Source organism: Buttiauxella sp. JUb87 (assembly GCF_004361975.1).
Taxonomy (GTDB): Bacteria; Pseudomonadota; Gammaproteobacteria; order Enterobacterales; family Enterobacteriaceae; genus Buttiauxella; species Buttiauxella ferragutiae.
The window spans coordinates 136144-154507 of record NZ_SNVY01000002.1 but is presented as its reverse complement, the minus strand read 5'-3'; the positions used below and the strand labels follow the sequence as shown (position 1 = coordinate 154507).

The 18364-nt window shown below is 49.4% G+C and carries 15 protein-coding genes and 1 pseudogene; 9 read left to right on the top strand and 7 right to left on the bottom strand.

Annotated elements, in window-relative coordinates; all coding sequences use genetic code 11:
• Nucleotides 1–66: 66 nt before the first annotated feature.
• From EC843_RS09095 to rhaM, 5 genes are all read left to right on the top strand, one after another.
• Nucleotides 67–1578 carry a sugar ABC transporter ATP-binding protein gene (locus EC843_RS09095; RefSeq protein ID WP_064542655.1) on the top strand — a complete coding sequence of 504 codons (1512 nt, stop codon included), beginning with the start codon at nt 67–69 and terminating at the stop codon, nt 1576–1578.
• Nucleotides 1578–2585, top strand: coding sequence for an ABC transporter permease (locus EC843_RS09090; RefSeq protein ID WP_133522122.1), 1008 nt, complete (start codon nt 1578–1580; stop codon nt 2583–2585). The genes EC843_RS09095 and EC843_RS09090 overlap by 1 nt, the downstream gene beginning before the upstream one ends.
• On the top strand, nt 2578–3582 hold the full coding sequence (locus tag EC843_RS09085; RefSeq protein ID WP_133522121.1) for an ABC transporter permease: 1005 nt from the start codon (nt 2578–2580) through the stop codon (nt 3580–3582). The genes EC843_RS09090 and EC843_RS09085 overlap by 8 nt, the downstream gene beginning before the upstream one ends.
• Before the next feature lie 92 nt (nt 3583–3674).
• Nucleotides 3675–4823 carry a lactaldehyde reductase gene (fucO, locus tag EC843_RS09080; protein WP_064542664.1) on the top strand — a complete coding sequence of 383 codons (1149 nt, stop codon included), beginning with the start codon at nt 3675–3677 and terminating at the stop codon, nt 4821–4823.
• The gene (rhaM, locus tag EC843_RS09075) at nt 4820–5134 is read left to right on the top strand and encodes an L-rhamnose mutarotase (RefSeq protein ID WP_064542667.1); all 315 of its coding nucleotides are present in this window, start codon (nt 4820–4822) and stop codon (nt 5132–5134) included. Before fucO ends, rhaM begins: the two co-directional genes overlap by 4 nt.
• An 85-nt stretch (nt 5135–5219) precedes the next feature.
• Here the strand turns inward: rhaM and EC843_RS09070 are convergent, their stop codons facing one another.
• The 3 genes from EC843_RS09070 to EC843_RS09060 are packed head-to-tail and all read right to left on the bottom strand — an operon-like array spanning nt 5220 to nt 7738.
• Entirely contained in the window at nt 5220–6317 is a 1098-nt protein-coding gene (locus tag EC843_RS09070; protein WP_133522120.1) for a hypothetical protein, read from the bottom strand.
• 14 nt (nt 6318–6331) lie between these two features.
• The gene (locus EC843_RS09065; protein ID WP_133522119.1) at nt 6332–6709 is read right to left on the bottom strand and encodes a hypothetical protein; all 378 of its coding nucleotides are present in this window, start codon (nt 6707–6709) and stop codon (nt 6332–6334) included.
• Between the two features lie 3 nt (nt 6710–6712).
• Nucleotides 6713–7738 (bottom strand): PAAR domain-containing protein, encoded by a 1026-nt coding sequence (locus tag EC843_RS09060; protein WP_133522118.1) that lies wholly within the window; start codon nt 7736–7738, stop codon nt 6713–6715.
• 427 nt (nt 7739–8165) lie between these two features.
• Here EC843_RS09060 and EC843_RS09055 point away from each other — a divergent pair, with 427 nt between their 5' ends.
• The 3 genes from EC843_RS09055 to EC843_RS09045 are packed head-to-tail and all read left to right on the top strand — an operon-like array spanning nt 8166 to nt 11526.
• On the top strand, nt 8166–9485 hold the full coding sequence (locus EC843_RS09055; RefSeq protein WP_133522117.1) for a 6-phospho-beta-glucosidase: 1320 nt from the start codon (nt 8166–8168) through the stop codon (nt 9483–9485).
• A 28-nt stretch (nt 9486–9513) separates the two neighbouring features.
• Nucleotides 9514–10764: a PTS transporter subunit EIIC gene (locus EC843_RS09050; RefSeq protein ID WP_133522116.1), complete on the top strand. Its 1251-nt coding sequence runs from the start codon at nt 9514–9516 to the stop codon at nt 10762–10764.
• A 33-nt stretch (nt 10765–10797) separates the two neighbouring features.
• A complete protein-coding gene (locus tag EC843_RS09045; protein ID WP_133522115.1) occupies nt 10798–11526 on the top strand; it encodes a GntR family transcriptional regulator in 729 nt (242 codons plus the stop codon).
• Nucleotides 11527–11541: 15 nt separating this feature from the next.
• Here the strand turns inward: EC843_RS09045 and rhuM are convergent, their stop codons facing one another.
• From rhuM to fdhD, 4 genes and pseudogenes are all read right to left on the bottom strand, one after another.
• Nucleotides 11542–12579 carry a RhuM family protein gene (rhuM, locus tag EC843_RS09040; RefSeq protein ID WP_133522114.1) on the bottom strand — a complete coding sequence of 346 codons (1038 nt, stop codon included), beginning with the start codon at nt 12577–12579 and terminating at the stop codon, nt 11542–11544.
• Between the two features lie 174 nt (nt 12580–12753).
• Nucleotides 12754–13719 (bottom strand): chemotaxis protein, encoded by a 966-nt coding sequence (locus EC843_RS09035; RefSeq protein ID WP_064542676.1) that lies wholly within the window; start codon nt 13717–13719, stop codon nt 12754–12756.
• Nucleotides 13720–13953: 234 nt separating this feature from the next.
• Nucleotides 13954–14205 (bottom strand): annotated as a pseudogene (gene asr, locus EC843_RS09030) (acid resistance repetitive basic protein Asr); the annotation flags it as partial.
• A 119-nt stretch (nt 14206–14324) separates the two neighbouring features.
• On the bottom strand, nt 14325–15149 hold the full coding sequence (gene fdhD, locus EC843_RS09025; RefSeq protein WP_064542682.1) for a formate dehydrogenase accessory sulfurtransferase FdhD: 825 nt from the start codon (nt 15147–15149) through the stop codon (nt 14325–14327).
• 160 nt (nt 15150–15309) lie between these two features.
• On the opposite strand from fdhD, the gene fdnG reads away from it, so the two are divergent.
• Nucleotides 15310–18360: a formate dehydrogenase-N subunit alpha gene (gene fdnG, locus EC843_RS09020; RefSeq protein WP_133522112.1), complete on the top strand. Its 3051-nt coding sequence runs from the start codon at nt 15310–15312 to the stop codon at nt 18358–18360.
• Nucleotides 18361–18364 lie beyond the last annotated feature (4 nt).

The window sequence follows — 18364 nt, the reverse complement described above, 5'->3', positions numbered from 1 at the left end:
GTGTTCTCCCTCTCCTGGGGGAGAGGGCCGGGGTGAGGGCAACCAGAATCAACGGAGAACTTAACCATGGCACTCACGACACCACTGCTATCCCTCAAGGGGATCACTAAAGTCTTCCCCGGCGTTCGCGCGCTCGAAAATGTCCACCTCGATTTGTGGCCGGGAAAGGTTACGGCGCTCATCGGGGAAAACGGTGCCGGTAAATCCACCCTGGTGAAAGTCATGACCGGGATTTACCAGCCAGAAGAAGGCGAACTGTTATATAAAGCGATCCCGATTACGCTGCCAAACCCAGAAGCGGCACATAAAGTCGGTATCACAGCAATTCACCAGGAAACGGTGCTGTTTGATGAACTGACCGTCACTGAAAACATTTTTGTCGGCCACTATATTTATCGTGGTTTCTTCAAAAAACTCGATTGGCCCGCGATGCACCAACAGGCTGAAGAAATCCTTACCCGTCTTGAAGTCCAGATTAACCCTCGCGCTACTCTCAAAACTCTCAGTATTGCTCAACGTCATATGGTGGCGATTGCGCGCGCATTGTCGTTTGAGGCACAGGTCGTCATTCTCGACGAACCAACCGCCGCGCTGTCGCAGCATGAAATTGTCGAGTTTTATCAAATCGTTGAGCGCCTGAAACGCGAAGGCAAAGCGATTCTGTTTATCTCGCACAAATTCGACGAGATTTTTGCCATCGCCGATCACTACACCATTCTGCGCGACGGGGTGTATATCAGTTCCGGGCAAATCAATGAGATAACCGAAGAGCGCATGGTCACCATGATGGTTGGGCGTGAAATCACTCACGCTTTCCCGAAAGTGCACTGCGAACTTGGCGATGTGGTGCTGGAGGTCAACGATCTCTGCCATCCAACTGAATTTGCCCATATCAATTTCCAGTTACGCAAAGGGGAAATCCTCGGTTTCTACGGCTTAGTGGGTGCCGGGCGGACCGAACTGATGCAGGCATTATCAGGCGTGTCGCGGCCATCGCATGGTGAAATCTTGCTGAACGGTCAGCCGATGCAATTCCGCCAGCCTGCGGATGCCATCAAAGCCGGGATTGTCTGTGTGCCGGAAGAGCGCCAGAAGCAGGGTGCCATCATTGAACTGCCTATCTACCAAAACATCAGCTTGCCACAACTGAGCCGCCTCAACCCGCGTGGTGTACTCAACGATGCGCGAGAATGGGCGCTGGCCGATGAATACGCCAAACGCTTGCAGGTCAAAGCTTTTAGCTGGAAACAACCGGTTGAAACGCTATCCGGCGGTAATCAGCAAAAAGTGGTAATCGGTAAATGGTTGGCGACTCAGCCAGAGGTGATCATTCTCGATGAGCCGACTAAAGGCATCGATATCGGCTCCAAAGCTGCGGTGCATCAGTTTATGTCTGAGCTGGTGGGTCACGGCCTGGCGGTGATTATGGTGTCGTCCGAATTGCCGGAAGTGATGGGCATGGCCGACCGCATTATCGTGATGCATGAAGGGCTAATGGTTGCCGAATATCGCGCAGGTGAAGCCAGTGCGGAAATGATCGTCAGCGCCGCCAGCGGCTCGCATGAGGAGGCAGCATAATGTGGCAAACCCTGCTCAAACATCGTGAATTTCTCCTCGCGGGCGTCATCCTGTTGATGGTACTGGGTATTGGCAGCCGTGCGCCGTCGTTCCTCGCACCTGGCAACCTGGTGGAGATGTTCAACGACACCTCGATTCTTATCATTCTCGCCCTCGGCCAGATGATGGTGTTGCTCACCAAAGGTATTGATTTGTCGATGGCGGCAAACCTGGCGCTTACCGGCATGATTGTCGCGTTACTCAACTTCCACTATCCGCAAATTCCCGTCTGGGCGCTGCTTTCGCTGGCAACCGTTCTGGGCTTGCTGATGGGCGTAATCAACGGTTTGTTGGTCTGGAAGCTCGGTATTCCGGCGATTGTCGTCACGCTTGGCACCATGAGTATTTATCGCGGCATTATTTTCCTGCTTTCGAATGGTGGCTGGATAAACGCCCACCAGATGAGTAGCGATTTCCTCGGGTTGCCGCGTGCGGTGATTTTGGGAATGCCGTTGCTGAGTTGGTGTGCGGTCGCAGCATTGTTGTTGGTCGGCTATTTTTTGCGTTACAGCCGCACTGGCCGGGCGATGTATACCGCAGGCGGCAACGCTACCGCCGCGTATTACACCGGTATCAACGCCGGAAAAATGCAGTTCATCAGTTTCAGCCTTTCGGGCGCGCTGGCAGGTTTCTGCGGCTATTTGTGGATTTCTCGTTTTGCTGTGGCGTATGTCGACGTGGCGAACGGTTTTGAACTGCAAATCGTAGCGGCCTGTGTGATTGGCGGGATCAGCACCATGGGCGGTATCGGGCGCGTGCTCGGTTGCTTACTGGGCGCTCTGTTCCTTGGTGTTATCAACAACGCGCTGCCGGTGATTGGCGTCTCGCCGTTCTGGCAAATGGCGATTTCAGGCGCGGTGATTGTGATTGCGGTGTTGCTCAACGAACGCGGCAATAAACGCAAAGGGCGGCTGATTTTGCGCGACGCAGTGCTTGCGCGGCAAGCTCCGGGAGTGAGTCATGAATAAAACGCTGATCTCTGAATCTGTACCATCGCAGGCGGTGTCCGCATCACTATTGCGCCGCTTGCTGTGCTGGGAGACATTTTTGCTGACGGTGACGCTGGCTGTATTTATCGCCAACGCGCTGGCTTCGCCATATTTCCTCAACATCTGGAACCTGTCGGACGCCACTTTCAACTTCACGGAAAAGGCGATCATCGTGCTGCCGATGGCGATGCTGATTATTGCCCGTGAAATTGACCTGTCGGTAGCGTCGACTATTGCGCTTAGCTCGACGGCAATGGGCTTTTGCGCTCAGGCAGGCGTCGATACCGCTGGGCTGGTGTGCATCGGGCTTGGCGTCGGATTGTTGTGCGGTTTGTTCAACGGCTTGTTGGTTACGCGGTTCAACCTTTCGTCGATTGTTATCACCATCGGCACCATGAGTTTGTACCGCGGCATTACCTACATATTGCTGGGTGATCAGGCGCTAAATAAGTACCCGGAAAGTTTTGCATGGTTTGGCCAGGGTTATGTCTGGGGGGCGCTGTCGTTTGAATTTGCCTTGTTCATAGTGCTGGCGGCGGTGTTCGCTTTCTTGCTGCACAAAACCAACTTTGGCCGCCGGACTTACGCCATCGGCAATAACCCGACGGGTGCTTGGTATTCCGGTATCAACGTGAAACGCCACAACCTGATGCTGTTCGTGCTGGTTGGTGTGATGGCGGGGCTGGCGTCAGTGTTGTTGACCTCACGCCTCGGGAGCACGCGCCCGACCATCGCAATAGGTTGGGAGTTAAGCGTGGTCACCATGGCTGTGCTCGGAGGCGTCAATATTCTGGGCGGTTCGGGGAGCATGGCGGGGGTGATTATCGCCGCATTCCTGATGGGGCTGGTGACGTTCGGCCTGAGCCTGTTGAATGTGCCAGGTATCGTGATGTCGATTATTGTCGGCTCGATGCTGATAGTGGTGATTTCACTGCCCATTATTACCCGGCGTTTTTTAGGGCGTCGGCGAGTTTGATTTTTTCCCGCTCTGGTTTCCCCCCTCTCCTGGGGGAGAGGGCCGGGGTGAGGATATGGATTTTTAAAACATCAATATTATGGAGAATAGCTATGAGCTTTATGTTGGCCTTACCAAAAATCAGCCTTCACGGCGCGGGCGCTATCGGCGATATGGTGAAATTGATTGCCGCTAAACCCTGGGGCAAAGCGTTAATCATCACCGACGGGCAACTGGTGAAAATGGGCTTGCTCGAAAGCCTGTTTAGCGCGCTCGACGAACATCAGCTTTCTTACGAACTGTTCGACGAAGTTTTCCCGAACCCGACCGAAGAACTGGTGCAAAAAGGCTTTGCGGCGTATCAGGCCGCAGGTTGCGATTACCTGATTGCCTTTGGTGGCGGCAGCCCGATTGATACCGCCAAAGCGGTGAAAATCCTGACCGCAAACCCAGGCCCATCAACCGCGTATTCCGGCGTGGGCAAAGTGACTAATCCTGGCGTGCCGCTAGTGGCGATTAACACCACTGCGGGAACTGCGGCAGAGATGACCAGCAATGCGGTAATTATCGATTCCGTGCGCCATGTAAAAGAAGTCATTATCGACACTAACCTGATTCCGGACATCGCCGTCGATGACGCCAGCGTCATGCTCGATATCCCGGCGAGCGTCACTGCCGCAACGGGTATGGATGCGTTGACTCACGCCATCGAAGCTTACGTTTCTGTCGCCGCTCATCCGCTCACCGACGCCAATGCGCTGGAGGCTATCCGCCTGATTAGCCAGTGGTTGCCAAAAGCGGTCGACGAGGGACAAAACCTTGAAGCGCGTGAAATGATGGCTTACGGCCAATATCTGGCAGGTATGGCGTTCAACAGTGCCGGTCTTGGCCTGGTGCATGCGCTAGCACACCAGCCGGGTGCCACGCACAACCTGCCACACGGGGTTTGCAACGCAATTTTGTTGCCGGTAATCGAAGCCTTTAACCGCCCGAAAGCCGTTGCACGTTTTGCGAAAGTCGCCGCAGCAATGGGCGTGAATACTCAGGATATGGAAGAAGAAGAAGCCAGCTTTGAGGCTATTCTGGCGATTCGTGCGCTTTCCACACGTGTCGGCATCCCATCTGGTTTTAGCCAGCTTGGTATTCAAACCGCAGACATCGAAGGCTGGCTGGACAACGCGCTGGCTGATCCATGCGCGCCATGCAATCCACGCGTTGCCACGCGTGAGGAAGTCCGCGAGCTGTACCTGGAGGCATTATGATCCGCAAAGCTTTTGTTATGCAGGTGAATCCCGATGCCCATGAAGAATATCAGCGTCGCCATACGCCGATTTGGCCTGAGCTGGAAGCGGTACTTAAACAGCACGGTGCTCATCACTACGCTATCTATCTTGATGCTGAACGCCATCTACTTTTTGCCACGGTAGAAATTGAGTCAGAAGCCCGCTGGAACGCGGTTGCCCAAACCGAAGTTTGCCAACGCTGGTGGAAGCACATGAGCGAGATTATGCCGAGCAACCCGGATAACAGCCCGGTCAGTGCGGAGCTGAAAGAGGTGTTTTATCTGGAGTAGGGCAACGGTCATGTAGCTAATATCCTTGGCATAATTCTTCAGCACTATCTCAGTCCGTCAAATGAGGTAGTGCTGACCTTCATAATTAGCCAATATTATTAAATTCTGAGTCAAAGTTATTTAGTGAGTTAAGAATGATCTCAAGTGCTCGCTTGTTCACTGCCCAATCATAGAAGCTTTGGTCTGGATGTGGGGATATGAGTTCAAAATAAAACCATAGTGACTCGGTGCAGCCTACGTAGAGAGTCAGTAAATTGCGGATTTTCTTATCTTCATTATTAATTTCGATTTGAGCAGTCCATAGTTGATCCAGTTTAACATTGCGTTTATTCATTACATTTTTAAGTGTCGGTGATCCTATATGAAAAATATCCTCCAGTCGCTTAAACATAGTGTCACTAATAAATTGTGCTGTTACTTCTTTACCGGGGACCATGAAAAATAGATTGATCATGTTCTTTTTCTTATGTCCAATAATATGAGCGAGAGTATAGTGGCTTAAACCGAGTATAGAGTCTTCTGCCTGCTTTACAGACCAAGAGACAGGATAGTAAAAGGAAAATTTCTCAGGGTTATCGGCATTGATGCTTTTGAGGGATTCAGCCATTTTCCACTCATTTTCATTAATCAGAGTAAACCAAGCTATGCTTTGTAATATATCTTCATTCAGCACCACATAGTTTTCTTTATGGCACGTTGCTTTAATTAAAAAGAAATTCGCCCCCTCAGCTTCCATACCGGAGTCTTTAATCACTCGAAAGCGAGAAATCATGTTTTCAGAATCGTACATTTTTTGTGTTAATACATCTGTATATTCACCTGATTCCGCGAAAAATACCCTTTTATCAATAATGACTTCGCCCATTAAGTCCAGGATATGGTAAAGCCAGTCACTACCATTAATCTCATTTTCTATGGTTTCATAAGCAATCGTAACTTCCAGATAGGGTTTTGCTTGCACTTTGGTTGTTTGATATAAACCAATCATAGTGATACCTAAACCTTCAATTTCTGTTGGCTTAGTCAGTACAGGTTTAACATAGAGGGGTAGCACAACTTTATAATGCAAAGCCTTTGAAGATGTAGATGAGTAAACGCAACGCCAAAAATTTTCTTTCTGGTATTCGATAGAGTAAGAAACGTTCTGGGGGAATAGGTATGCTGACTGAGTCTTATTGTTCATTATTATTCCATTAATTATTCAAAAAACCAAAGCATGATAAGTGCATATGCTGAGCCAACAATAAAAAATAACTTGTAAAACATGACTATTTTATCTCTGTGCTTAATTGCGAATTTTAATGGGTTTTTATTAATGTTTGCAGAGTTTTTTGTTTCATGGAAAGTGTAAATTCTACCGGTCATACCCATTATTAAAGAAAGAAATATTAATTGATAAAATAAGTAAACGGCAAGCGTAAATGTAGATTTATATAAAAAAATAAAATTATTTTTATAAAAATATTCAGAAAGTTGCAATGTGCCAATCGTCACTGGAAATCCAACTATAAAACGAATAACGACATTATTTGCCAATGGTTTAAATGCGCCAACTACTCTTAAGATTTTTCTCATATGTTATCCACCAATTATTACTGTCGATAATCCTGACAACACAGCCCCTGATAAATTTTTTTGGCTGTTATCATCATAATCTCCTGCTCTTAATGATGCATCGCCTTTCAATCCAAGTAATAAGGCTATTTTTCCAGTAGCTCTTATCTCTAAAACCATATCATCAGTATCAAGAATCACGGTAAGGCCAGCGCCACCACCTATACTTCCCGCAGATCCTCCCAAAGTGCCTTTGAATGCAAAATATTTTGTTTCAACAGCCCCTTCTAACTCTCCATGCGCAATTGCAGCCTCTGCACCCGCATCAAACCCGAAACCATATTTCTGATCTTCGGGTTTGTATATGATGCTCCCTTCAATTTTGCCATCAGCATACCCCACAGAACCTTCCGATTTAGCGCCCGCATAATCCCCTGAGTTTTCCTTGCCGCTACTTACCTGTGCATTTCCCGAAACCCCTGTAACTCTGCCTTTTGCTCCAGCACCATATTCACCCTCTTTGTCATTCAGCCCCGCAGTTCCTTCAACTTTTCCAGCTGAGCCTCCCACGGCAGTATCGAAACCATTATTCTTATCCCCAATATGGTTTTTTATTTGAAAATCCGTAGTGGTGACGCCGATTTTAACTTGGTCGAACGAATTATTATTGGACTCATCTGATTGGAGCGAATAAATACTTAAAATCCGTAGGGCAATGCTATCTGGTTTTTCGGTTTTAACTGTTCCATCTTGATTCGCATTTTTAACCGGCGTGAGAAAGTGAGATATCGAAGTTTTTTTGCCTTTGTCTGGAGGCAATGATTCAACTTTACAACGGGTAATGTCTCCCATACGGGCAGCCGGAACGCCATTGATTGTCACTGTTTTTGAACCTTCGGCAATGTGCCCAGGGCCGTGTAATAAACAAACAAATATATCGCCCTGCCGGGCTGCGGGTAAGCCACCAATGGTGACATTAGGGCTCCCTGTCTTTATCACCCCAGAATGAGCTGCTGTATCCAGAGTTTGTCGTGCTGCAGGTCTAGCCATAGTAATAAACGTCCTGTTTATGGTTTGAGTTTCAGAAAATCCAATCGCCGGGCTGCTGCTGGCGACGGTGATATTAAGCCGTCAGATACCATGATGTTATTCCTTCAACGAAGTATGGACTCATTCAGCAGGGTAAATAATCACTCTCTAATTATATTTTAAATAAATACAATTAAATCATAGTTATAGCGCGAATTTGGAGTAAGAAAATAGAACTGAAATGGAAAAATAACCGTGACTTTAATCACGATAATGGATGTTAAAAATTAGGAATTAGAACTGCTAAAAACAAGGCTGCTCTCGCAACGTTCACACTTCTTATAACCCTTGTTTTTATGTGACAAACATCCAAAGTTACCCTGAAGTGTTGTGATATCTTTTATTTTTTAACTGGCGTATGCCAGTTTCATTTTAAAGGGAACATAACATGAAGCCATTAAAGATCGTCACGCTGGGCGGTGGTTCAGGTTACACGCCAGAACTGATCGACGGATTTATTAAAAGACACGCCGAACTTCCGGTCAGCGAATTCTGGCTGGTGGATATCGAAACGGGGCGTGAAAAGCTGGAAATCGTCGGGCAACTTGCTCAGCGCATGGTGAAAAAAGCGGGTATTCCCATGACGGTGTACCTTACCACCGACCGTCAGCAGGCGCTTAACGATGCGGATTTTGTCACCACGCAAATCCGCGTCGGGCAACTGGCGGCACGTATTCAGGATGAAAAAATCCCGCTGAGTTATGGCGTTCTCGGGCAGGAAACCACCGGGCCTGGCGGGTTTATGAAAGCGCAGCGCACCATTCCTGTTTTGCTGGAAATATGCAAGGAGATGGAAACGCTCTGCCCGAATGCATGGTTGCTTAACTTCACCAACCCGGCGGGAATTGTCACCGAAGCCATCGAGAAACACAGCAAAATTAAATCGCTGGGAATTTGTAGCGGTGCAAACAGCATGATGATGGATATTGCGAAAACCTACGGTGTGGGACGCGAAGCCATTGATGCCAGAGTGATGGGGCTGAACCATTTAATATTTGCCGACCGCATCACCCTGCATGGCGCAGATATCACCGCTGACTTTATTGAGAAACTTGCGCAGGGTGCGAGCGACAATAAACTAAAAAACATTCCCGATATTGGTTTGCCACCTGAGTTTATCCGCGCACTGAATTTTTATCCACTCACCTATTTAAAGTATTTCTATCTGAATAAAGAAATGGTTGAACACGAACTTGAAGAGCAGGCTAAAGGTGGCACGCGTGGCGAATGCTCGCTACAAATTGAAAAATCCCTGTTTGAAATTTACCGCAACCCTGCACTTTGTGAAAAACCACCGGAACTGTCCAGCCGTGGTGGCGCTTATTATTCCGATACCGCCTGCTCGATAATTAGCGCGCTCTACAACAATAAAAAAGAAGTTCATGTGGTTAACACCGCCAATCGCGGTACCACACCTGATTTACCGGATGATGCAGTGATTGAAACCAATGCGGTCATTGATAAGCAGGGAGCGCGCCCGTTAGCTTATGGGCGTTTACCTGCGCGCATTCGCGGGTTAATCCAGAACGTTAAAGCCTTTGAAGAGTTGACTATTGAAGCGGCGATAACCGGCAATACTCACACCGCTTTGCTGGCGCTGGCGGCTCATCCTTTGGTGCCATCCGTTGCGGTGGCAGAAAATATCCTTAAGGATTATCTGGCAGCAAACCGCGATTTCTTACCGCAGTACACTCTCATCAATGGATGAATAAGTCTCTTATTAAAAGGAATATTTCATGCAAAGTTTTCTGGAAAACAGAGTTATTCCCGTCTTAATGAAAGTCGGCAATAATGTTATTTTGGTCGCCACTCGTAACGGGATTGCCTTTACGCTACCGTTTATTATTGCCGGCAGCCTGTTTTTGATTATCGCTAATTTGCCTATTCCTGGCTGGAGCGAGTTTCTTGGAACGTATGCCGATAAACTCAGTGTTCCGGTGCAGGCCACTTTTGGAATTATCGGATTAGTTGCCGCGATTGGCATCAGTTATAACCTCGCGAAGCAGTACCATCTCGATGGCTTAAGCTGTTGCTGTATTACGGTGTCGGTTTTTGTTCTGGCACAGCTTGATAGCCATTATAAAATTAACGTCGATAACTTTGGTACTGCCGGGCTATTCTCGGCAATTATCCTGTCGGTTTTTACGGTCTATATTGTGCGGTTTTTTATCACGCATAAAATCTATATCCGTATGCCGGAAGGGGTTCCTCCTGCCGTACTGCAATCTTTTATCAGCCTGGTGCCAGCGGTAGTTTGCCTTTCTCTGGTCTGGTTTGTGCGTGTGATTCTCAATTTTGATATCAATGCGTTCTTCACCCTTTTACTTAGCCCTTTAGTTCACGGGCTGGATACGCTGCCTGGCATGTTAATTCTGGTGGCGCTTATTTCGTTATTATGGAGCTGCGGTATACATGGCACGAATGTGCTTTCCGGTATCACCAGCCCGATCTTCCTGAAATTTATTGCTGAAAATACCCAGGCATATCTAAGCGGCCAGCCTGTTCCACATATTACTGCCGAAGGTTTTTATAACTTCTTTATCTGCGCGGGTGGTTCGGGAGCAACGATGGGCTTAGTGCTGGCGATGTTGCTGTCTAAAAGTCGTTACTACGAATCTATTGGTCGGGTCTCTTTTGGCCCCTCCATTTTTTGTATCAACGAGCCGGTTATTTTTGGTGTGCCGATGGTGCTCAACCCAATAATGATGTTCCCGCTGATTGTCGCACCGCTGGTGATTTGCACCTGTTCATATCTGCTGATGGATTTTGGCATTATCGGCAGGCCGGTATTTCAAATTCCCTGGACGATGCCGCCAATCCTGAATGCTTATTTCGCCACGGGCGGGAACATTCCGGCGGCCATTTGGTCAGGCTGCATGATTATTATCTCGACAATAATCTACTATCCATTCTTTAGAATAATGGAAGTCAAACAGTTGGCTGTTGAAGCACAGGAAGCGCAGTTTTCGGCTGAAGTGGTACACTGACGGCCCGACGATAACGCGAATAAAAGAATCCCTATGGCTGCGCGATATATAGAAATAAAACAGAGTATTCAGGAAGATATCCTCAGCCATCGCTACCGGGTTGGTGAGAAAATCCCTTCGGAAAGAGAGCTTGCTGCGTTGTATGGCGTCACGCGAGTCACACTGCAAAAGGCGATGAATGTCCTTGAGCAAGAAGGGTTTATCGAACGCATTCATGGCAAAGGGATGTTTGTGACCAACGTCATTGAAGACAACGTCTACTTGCTCAACAACGGTACCGGAGATTCGATTTTAGGTTTTTCTCGTGAATTGGCTCAGCAGGCGAAAATCTCCAGCCAGCTTATTTCGCATAATCTTATCCCGGCCCCACAGACGATAGCGGGGCAACTGGAGATACCAGCCAATCAGCCCGTCCACTTTATTCGCAGAGTTCGTTTAATCGACGACGTTCCGGTATTGGTTGAAGACTCATGGATTAACTGCGAGGTTATTCCCACGATCCCCGTTAATGTGCTCGAACAGGGTTCGCTGTACCAATACATCGAAGAAGTCACCGGCAAAAAAATAAAGTTTTATAACTCGGTTATTGAAGGCGATTTGTTTAATCAGGAACTTGCCGCTTTACTGTCGATTTCTGAAGGGTTGCCAATGCTGAAAGTCTCTGGTGTGACTAAACTCGAAGATGGCAAAGCTTTTAACTTTTCATGCAGTTACAACCGCGCAGATATGTTTAAAATTAAAAATAGCTGGGTGGGGAAGTAGAACTCATCCAGCAGCTTAGCTATCTTTTTTTTCCTGTCTGGCGGTCGCATACAAAATCTCAATATTCACTCGCTCGCCTTCCGCTTCTTTCAGGCTACGGCGACGTTGGGCAAAATCTTCAAAGGTTTGATGCGCTTTCTCATCAGCTTCTTTTTTGCTGACAGAGCCGGAATGCTGTAGGACTTCGCGGTCATTAAATGCCAGGAATTGATCGAGTTTGGTCTGCCAGTCGCGCAGGAATACCTGTTTACGCCGCTTGGCCTGGTCTTCAGCAAAGTCCAGCCACATTGAAACAATACGGTTCAGTTCGTCAATTTCCGTTTCACTGAGGTAGTTTTTAGCAATCGTGACATCGGTACGGCGCACTTCGTCATATTTAAAACTGGTTAGCCCCATATTGTGCTGGCTGGCATCCACGCGCTTTGCGATAAGTTCACCAGCGGTCAAACCTGTGCTGGCATAATGCAATTTGTTTTGAATCACGCGGAAGAAATGAGTGGTTTCTTTATTGGAAGGCTGATAGTCCGCTGCCATGGTAAAAATATCCAGTACCCGCAAATAGACGCGCCGCTCGCTGGAGCGGATATCACGAATGCGTTCCAGCATATCGTCGAAGTAATCTGGTACGACGGATTTACCCACTGGCGGGTTTTTCAGGCGATCGTCATCCATCACGAAGCCTTTTATCAGATATTCTTGCAGAGTCTGCGTAGCCCACTGGCGGAATTGAGTGCCGCGCGTTGAGCGAACGCGATAGCCGACGGCAAGAATTAACGGCAGGCTAAAATATTGAACATTGTAGTTTTTACCATCTGCGGCAGTTGTTCGGTAAAACCGAACAACTGAACTTTCTTCTAGTTCACCCTCACTGAAAATATTGCTGATGTGCTCGCTGATCGTCGCCTTAGCTTTCCCATAGAGATCACAAATCATTGCCTGTGATAGCCACAATGTTTCAGATTCAAACCGGCACTCAAGCCGCACTCTCCCATCAGATGTCTGAAAAAAAATAAATTCACCATCCGGGGCTGGAGTGATTGCTGAATTCGTCATGGCATTGTCCTTTCCTGTGGCGGTAGCGCAGCGTTTTACTGAGCGGCATTTTCAGTGAGTACTTCTTTGTATCATAACCAAAGACACAGAAAATTAACGATTGTCGTATCAACCAGGGAATAGTTTACTAAGGAGGGGAAAGACGGGAGTGCCACCCGCCCTTGGTCTGACAAACTAAACCACCGCCCCTTCCAGCGCTTTATTAATCACCTGTGAAAGCTCTTTCACATCGAACTTTGCCACATAGCCGTTCGCGCCCACTTTGCGCACGTGGTCTTCGTTGGCGCTGCCGGATAAAGACGAGTGAATCACCACCGGAATGTGCTTTAACGTGATATCTGTTTTGATGTTTCGCGTCAGGGTAAAACCATCCATTTCCGGCATTTCAATATCGGTTAACACCATGCCAATGCGGTCGGTGATGGGCTGGCCTGCGGCTTTAGCTTCTGCGGCGATAACCTTGATTTTCTCCCACGCTTCAAGCCCTGTGGAGTGCATCATTGCCGGAATGCCCATGCCTTTCAGCCCTTGCTCAAGCATCAGGCGTGCGACTTTGGAATCTTCGGCAACAATCGCCACGGCACCGGGTTTTAACGGATTGGTATTGCCTTCGATTGCCGCCATATCGACTTTGCGCCCGGAAGGGATGATGTCGTAGAGGATCTGTTCAACATCGAGCACCAGCGCCAGTTCGCCTTTGTGCTCGTCGCTATCCAGTGAGGCAATGCTGGTGATGTTACGGCTGCTCACGCCTGATTCGGCAGCGTGAACCTGGCTCCAGTCGAGGCGGATAATATTTTCCACCGACTCTACTGCAAACGCCTGCGTGCTGCGGGCATATTCGGTTATCAGTAACAGATTCAGCCCGGTTTTTGGTGTGCAGCCTGTAACGGCTGGCAGGTCGATAACCGGGATAAACTGGTCGCGAATATTTGCCATGCCCAACAGCGGCGACATCATTCCCGCTGCACGGTTAATTTTTGGCATCGGTACAATTTCACGCAGCTTAAAAACATTAATGCCATACAACTCAGATTTCCCACCGTGCTGGCCATCGCCTAAGCGGAAAAGTAACAGCTCAAATTTATTGGATAACGCCAGGTTAGCTCTTTCATCGATATCTTTTTGAAAACTATCCATTTAAACCTCTGTTCGATAACCTGGCGGAAAATCGCCCTGGCGCCTGTAGAAGTTATCGGCAGATTGCGGGAAAAATGGAGTGCGATTACGAGTGAATGATGGACGGCGTAATCGCTTCCCCCCTAACAAAGAAAAAAACACCCGGCAAGCCGAGTGTTTTTAGAGAAGAGGGATTGTGTGGCTGACTTATGCAGCAGGTTTAACCGCTGGTTTTGCCGCTGGCGCTACTGTGGTAGCCGCTTTTTTGTGGTGCTTTTTGGCAGCCTGAGCTTTCTGTGGAGCGGCTGGTGTTGCTGTGTGAGTGGCTTTTTTGTGGTGTTTTTTAGCTGCTTGCGCTTTCTGCGCTACCGGTGCTGCTTTATGGTGTTTTTTGTGGTGCACAGTAGTGTGTTTTGCCGGAGCAGGTGCTGTGGTGGTATCAGCCGCGAAAGCAACAGAAGACAGACCCATTACAGCGACAGCAATCAGAGTTAATACTTTTTTCATTTTGATAGTCTCGTATTTGTTTATGTGCGGCCGGTTGGCCCGTTGAAATAACTCTATTCCAATAAACAAATACCTTCCGTGAGTGATTGGTGTCGGTAAGTAACGGAATGTACAACTCCTTAACGCAGCCGCTGCGGATGGGTATAAACCGTGGCGCGGCCTGGTTTACTAAAGCCGACCAGCGTCAAATTGCAATGATGGGCAACTTCCACCGCAAGCGTGGTGGCGGCAGAAACAGCAAACAAAATCTCGACGCCGCACTGGGCCGATTTTTGCACCATTTCATAGCTGGCACGGCTGGAGACTAACACTGCGCCAGTGTTCCAGCTTTCGCGGGCTCGCACCCCAAGCAGTTTATCCAGCGCCACATGGCGGCCAATATCTTCTTTGCCATCCAGAATCGTGCCGTTCTCATTAAGCCAAAGTGCGGCATGCGTACAACCGGTGAGTTGCCCAACGGGTTGGTAGTCGCGCATCTGGTTTAACGCCGCGTCCAGTTTATTCAAATCAAAAGTTTGTGTGAAGGGTAATGGGGACAGCGGGCGGCCAATATCATTGAGCTGTTCAACGCCGCAGACGCCGCAACCGGTGCGCCCGGCAAGAGAGCGACGGCGTTCTTTTAACCCCATGAAACGGCGGCTGGAAAGCTCTATTTGTACCTCCAGACCATTGCACACCGCGATAACATCCATTCCGTAAATATCGGCAGGGGATTCTATAATTCCTTCTGATAAGGAAAAACCTAATGCAAAGAGTTCCAAATCTTTGGGGGATGCCATCATTACGACATGCGAAATACCGTTGTAGACCAGTGCTACCGGGATTTCTTCAGCCAGCCAGTCGCCTTTGGCTTGCTGTAAATCGTGGCGTTGCCACAAATCTATCGTCCGTGCGCCAGTGATGGCGTTCACAATTTTGCTTTGATTCGGGTTGGGATTGTTCACTTTGTCTTAACCTGATTGGAACAGCCTTAAAACTAATGTGGTATTCTTGAAACACTATCCCTTCCGGATGAAGGGCTATTGCCAGTTTGAACCTTTGCGGCTTAAACCGCAAAAATTACACTTATAAGTCATGTGAAAAATGTCGAAAAAAGGAGCATCCATGCAGGTCAGCAGACGACAGTTCTTTAAGATCTGTGCTGGCGGTATGGCAGGGACTACGGCAGCGGCACTGGGCTTTGCCCCAGGTGTTGCACTCGCGGAAACACGGCAATATAAACTGCTGCGTACACGTGAAACCCGTAACACCTGCACATATTGTTCCGTCGGTTGTGGGCTATTGATGTACAGCCTCGGTGACGGCGCGAAAAATGCCAAAGCATCCATCTTCCATATTGAAGGCGACCCGGACCATCCGGTAAACCGCGGTGCACTCTGCCCGAAAGGTGCAGGTCTGGTGGATTTCATCCACAGTGAAAGCCGTCTAAAATTCCCTTCTTACCGCGCACCAGGCTCGGATAAGTGGGAACAAATCAGCTGGGAAACGGCATTTGACCGTATCGCCAAACTGATGAAAGCAGACCGCGACGCCAACTTTATTGCGCAGAACGCCCAGGGAACCACGGTCAACCGTTGGCTCTCCACTGGCATGTTGTGCGCATCAGCGTCCAGTAACGAAACCGGTTATTTAACCCAGAAATTTTCCCGCGCCCTCGGCATGTTAGCCGTGGATAACCAGGCGCGTGTCTGACACGGACCAACGGTAGCAAGTCTTGCTCCAACATTTGGTCGCGGTGCGATGACCAACCACTGGGTTGATATTAAGAACGCCGATCTCGTGATTGTGATGGGTGGAAACGCGGCAGAAGCGCATCCAGTTGGGTTCCGCTGGGCGATGGAAGCCAAAATCCACAACGGCGCGAAGCTGATCGTTATCGATCCGCGCTTTACGCGTACCGCTTCGGTGGCGGATTTCTACACCCCGATTCGCTCCGGCTCAGACATCGCTTTCTTGTCTGGCGTACTGCTGTACCTGATCAACAACAATAAATTTAACCGCGAGTACGTCGAGGCTTACACCAACGCCAATCTGATTGTGCGTGAGGATTACAGCTTCGAAGACGGCCTGTTCTCAGGCTACGACGCGGCAAACCGTAAATACGATAAAACCACCTGGAACTATGAGCTGGACGAAAAAGGCTTCGCTAAACGCGACCTGACGCTGACTCATCCGCGCTGCGTGTGGAACCTGCTCAAAGAGCACGTTTCCCGCTACACGCCAGACGTGGTTTCCAATATTTGCGGTACCCCGAAAGATGATTTCCTGAAAGTATGTGAATACATCGCAGAAACCAGCGCCAGGAATAAAACGGCGTCGTTCTTGTATGCACTGGGCTGGACGCAACACTCCGTGGGCGCGCAGAACATTCGTACTATGGCGATGATTCAGTTGCTGCTTGGCAACATGGGGATGGCGGGCGGCGGCGTGAATGCACTGCGCGGGCACTCCAACATTCAGGGTCTGACGGATCTCGGCCTGTTGTCACAAAGCCTGCCAGGCTACATGACGCTGCCGAACGAGAAACAGCCTGACATCCAGACTTATCTTGCCGCCAACACGCCGAAACCGCTGCTGGAAGGCCAGGTCAACTACTGGGGCAACTACCCGAAATTCTTCGTTTCGATGATGAAAGCCTTCTTTGGTGACAAAGCCACAGCAGAAAACAGCTGGGGTTATGACTGGTTGCCGAAGTGGGACAAGGGCTACGACGTCCTGCAATATTTCGAGATGATGAACCAGGGCAAGGTGAACGGTTACCTGTGCCAGGGCTTTAACCCTGTTGCTTCGTTCCCGAACAAAAACAAAGTCATTGCGTCACTGTCGAAGCTGAAATTCCTCGTGACCATCGACCCGCTGAACACCGAAACCTCGAACTTCTGGCAGAACCACGGCGAGATGAACGACGTTGATCCGTCGAAAATCCAGACCGAAGTGTTCCGCTTGCCATCCACCTGTTTTGCCGAAGAAAACGGTTCTATCGTTAACTCCGGCCGCTGGTTGCAGTGGCACTGGAAAGGTGCGGACGCCCCAGGGGAAGCGCTGAACGACGGCGAAATCCTCGCGGGTATCTTTAGCCGTTTGCGCCACATGTACCAGAGCGAAGGCGGTGCGCTGCCTGAGCAAGTGCTGAACATGAGCTGGAACTACCAGACTCCTGACAACCCAGCACCGGAAGAAGTGGCGATGGAAAGCAACGGTAAAGCGTTGCAGGACGTGGTCGACCCGGCAACTGGTGCGGTTCTGGTGAAAAAAGGCCAGCAACTCAGCTCGTTTGCACAACTGCGCGATGACGGCACCACTTCCAGTGGCTGCTGGATCTTCGCCGGTAGCTGGACGCCAGACGGCAACCAGATGGCACGCCGCGATAACGCGGACCCATCAGGTTTGGGTAACACGCTAGGCTGGGCCTGGGCGTGGCCGCTTAACCGTCGCATTCTGTATAACCGTGCTTCCGCCGATCCAGCGGGTAAACCGTGGGACGAAAAACGCCGCCTGATTTCCTGGGATGGCGCGAAGTGGAGCGGCGCAGATATTGCCGACTACAGCACTGCCGCACCGGGTACTGACGTTGGGCCGTTCATCATGCAGCCGGAAGGTTTAGGGCGCTTGTTTGCTATCGACAAGATGGCAGAAGGGCCGTTCCCGGAACACTACGAGCCGTTTGAAACGCCACTTGGCACCAACCCGCTGCACCCGAACGTGGTTTCTAACCCGGCGGCGCGCGTGTTCAAAGGTGACCTGGAAGCGATGGGCAAGCATGACAAGTTCCCGTATGTCGGCACCACGTATCGTCTGACTGAGCATTTCCACTACTGGACCAAACACGCGGTACTGAACGCCATCGCGCAGCCAGAGCAGTTTATCGAGATTGGCGAGAAGCTCGCGAATTCACTCGGTATCGCGCACGGCGACACGGTGAAAGTCTCCTCCAACCGTGGCTTTATCAAAGCCAAAGCGGTGGTGACCAAGCGTATTCGCCAGCTAGATGTGAATGGTCAGAAAGTGGACACCATCGGTATTCCGATTCACTGGGGTTATGAAGGTGTGGCGAAGAAAGGCTTTATCGCTAACACCCTGACGCCATTTGTCGGTGATGCCAACACGCAAACGCCTGAATTTAAAGCGTTCCTGGTCAATGTGGAAAAGGTGTAACGGA

Excerpts from the sequence above, each read along its gene's own strand:
- rhuM (WP_133522114.1), bottom strand. The coding sequence starts at position 12,579 with ATGACGAATTCAGCAATCACTCCAGCCCCGGATGGTGAATTTATTTTT.
- EC843_RS09095 (WP_064542655.1), top strand. The coding sequence starts at position 67 with ATGGCACTCACGACACCACTGCTATCCCTCAAGGGGATCACTAAAGTC.
- EC843_RS09045 (WP_133522115.1), top strand. The coding sequence starts at position 10,798 with ATGGCTGCGCGATATATAGAAATAAAACAGAGTATTCAGGAAGATATC.
- EC843_RS09070 (WP_133522120.1), bottom strand. The coding sequence starts at position 6,317 with ATGAACAATAAGACTCAGTCAGCATACCTATTCCCCCAGAACGTTTCT.
- rhaM (WP_064542667.1), top strand. The coding sequence starts at position 4,820 with ATGATCCGCAAAGCTTTTGTTATGCAGGTGAATCCCGATGCCCATGAA.
- EC843_RS09050 (WP_133522116.1), top strand. The coding sequence starts at position 9,514 with ATGCAAAGTTTTCTGGAAAACAGAGTTATTCCCGTCTTAATGAAAGTC.
- EC843_RS09055 (WP_133522117.1), top strand. The coding sequence starts at position 8,166 with ATGAAGCCATTAAAGATCGTCACGCTGGGCGGTGGTTCAGGTTACACG.
- EC843_RS09065 (WP_133522119.1), bottom strand. The coding sequence starts at position 6,709 with ATGAGAAAAATCTTAAGAGTAGTTGGCGCATTTAAACCATTGGCAAAT.
- EC843_RS09090 (WP_133522122.1), top strand. The coding sequence starts at position 1,578 with ATGTGGCAAACCCTGCTCAAACATCGTGAATTTCTCCTCGCGGGCGTC.
- EC843_RS09060 (WP_133522118.1), bottom strand. The coding sequence starts at position 7,738 with ATGGCTAGACCTGCAGCACGACAAACTCTGGATACAGCAGCTCATTCT.
- EC843_RS09085 (WP_133522121.1), top strand. The coding sequence starts at position 2,578 with ATGAATAAAACGCTGATCTCTGAATCTGTACCATCGCAGGCGGTGTCC.
- EC843_RS09035 (WP_064542676.1), bottom strand. The coding sequence starts at position 13,719 with ATGGATAGTTTTCAAAAAGATATCGATGAAAGAGCTAACCTGGCGTTA.
- fucO (WP_064542664.1), top strand. The coding sequence starts at position 3,675 with ATGAGCTTTATGTTGGCCTTACCAAAAATCAGCCTTCACGGCGCGGGC.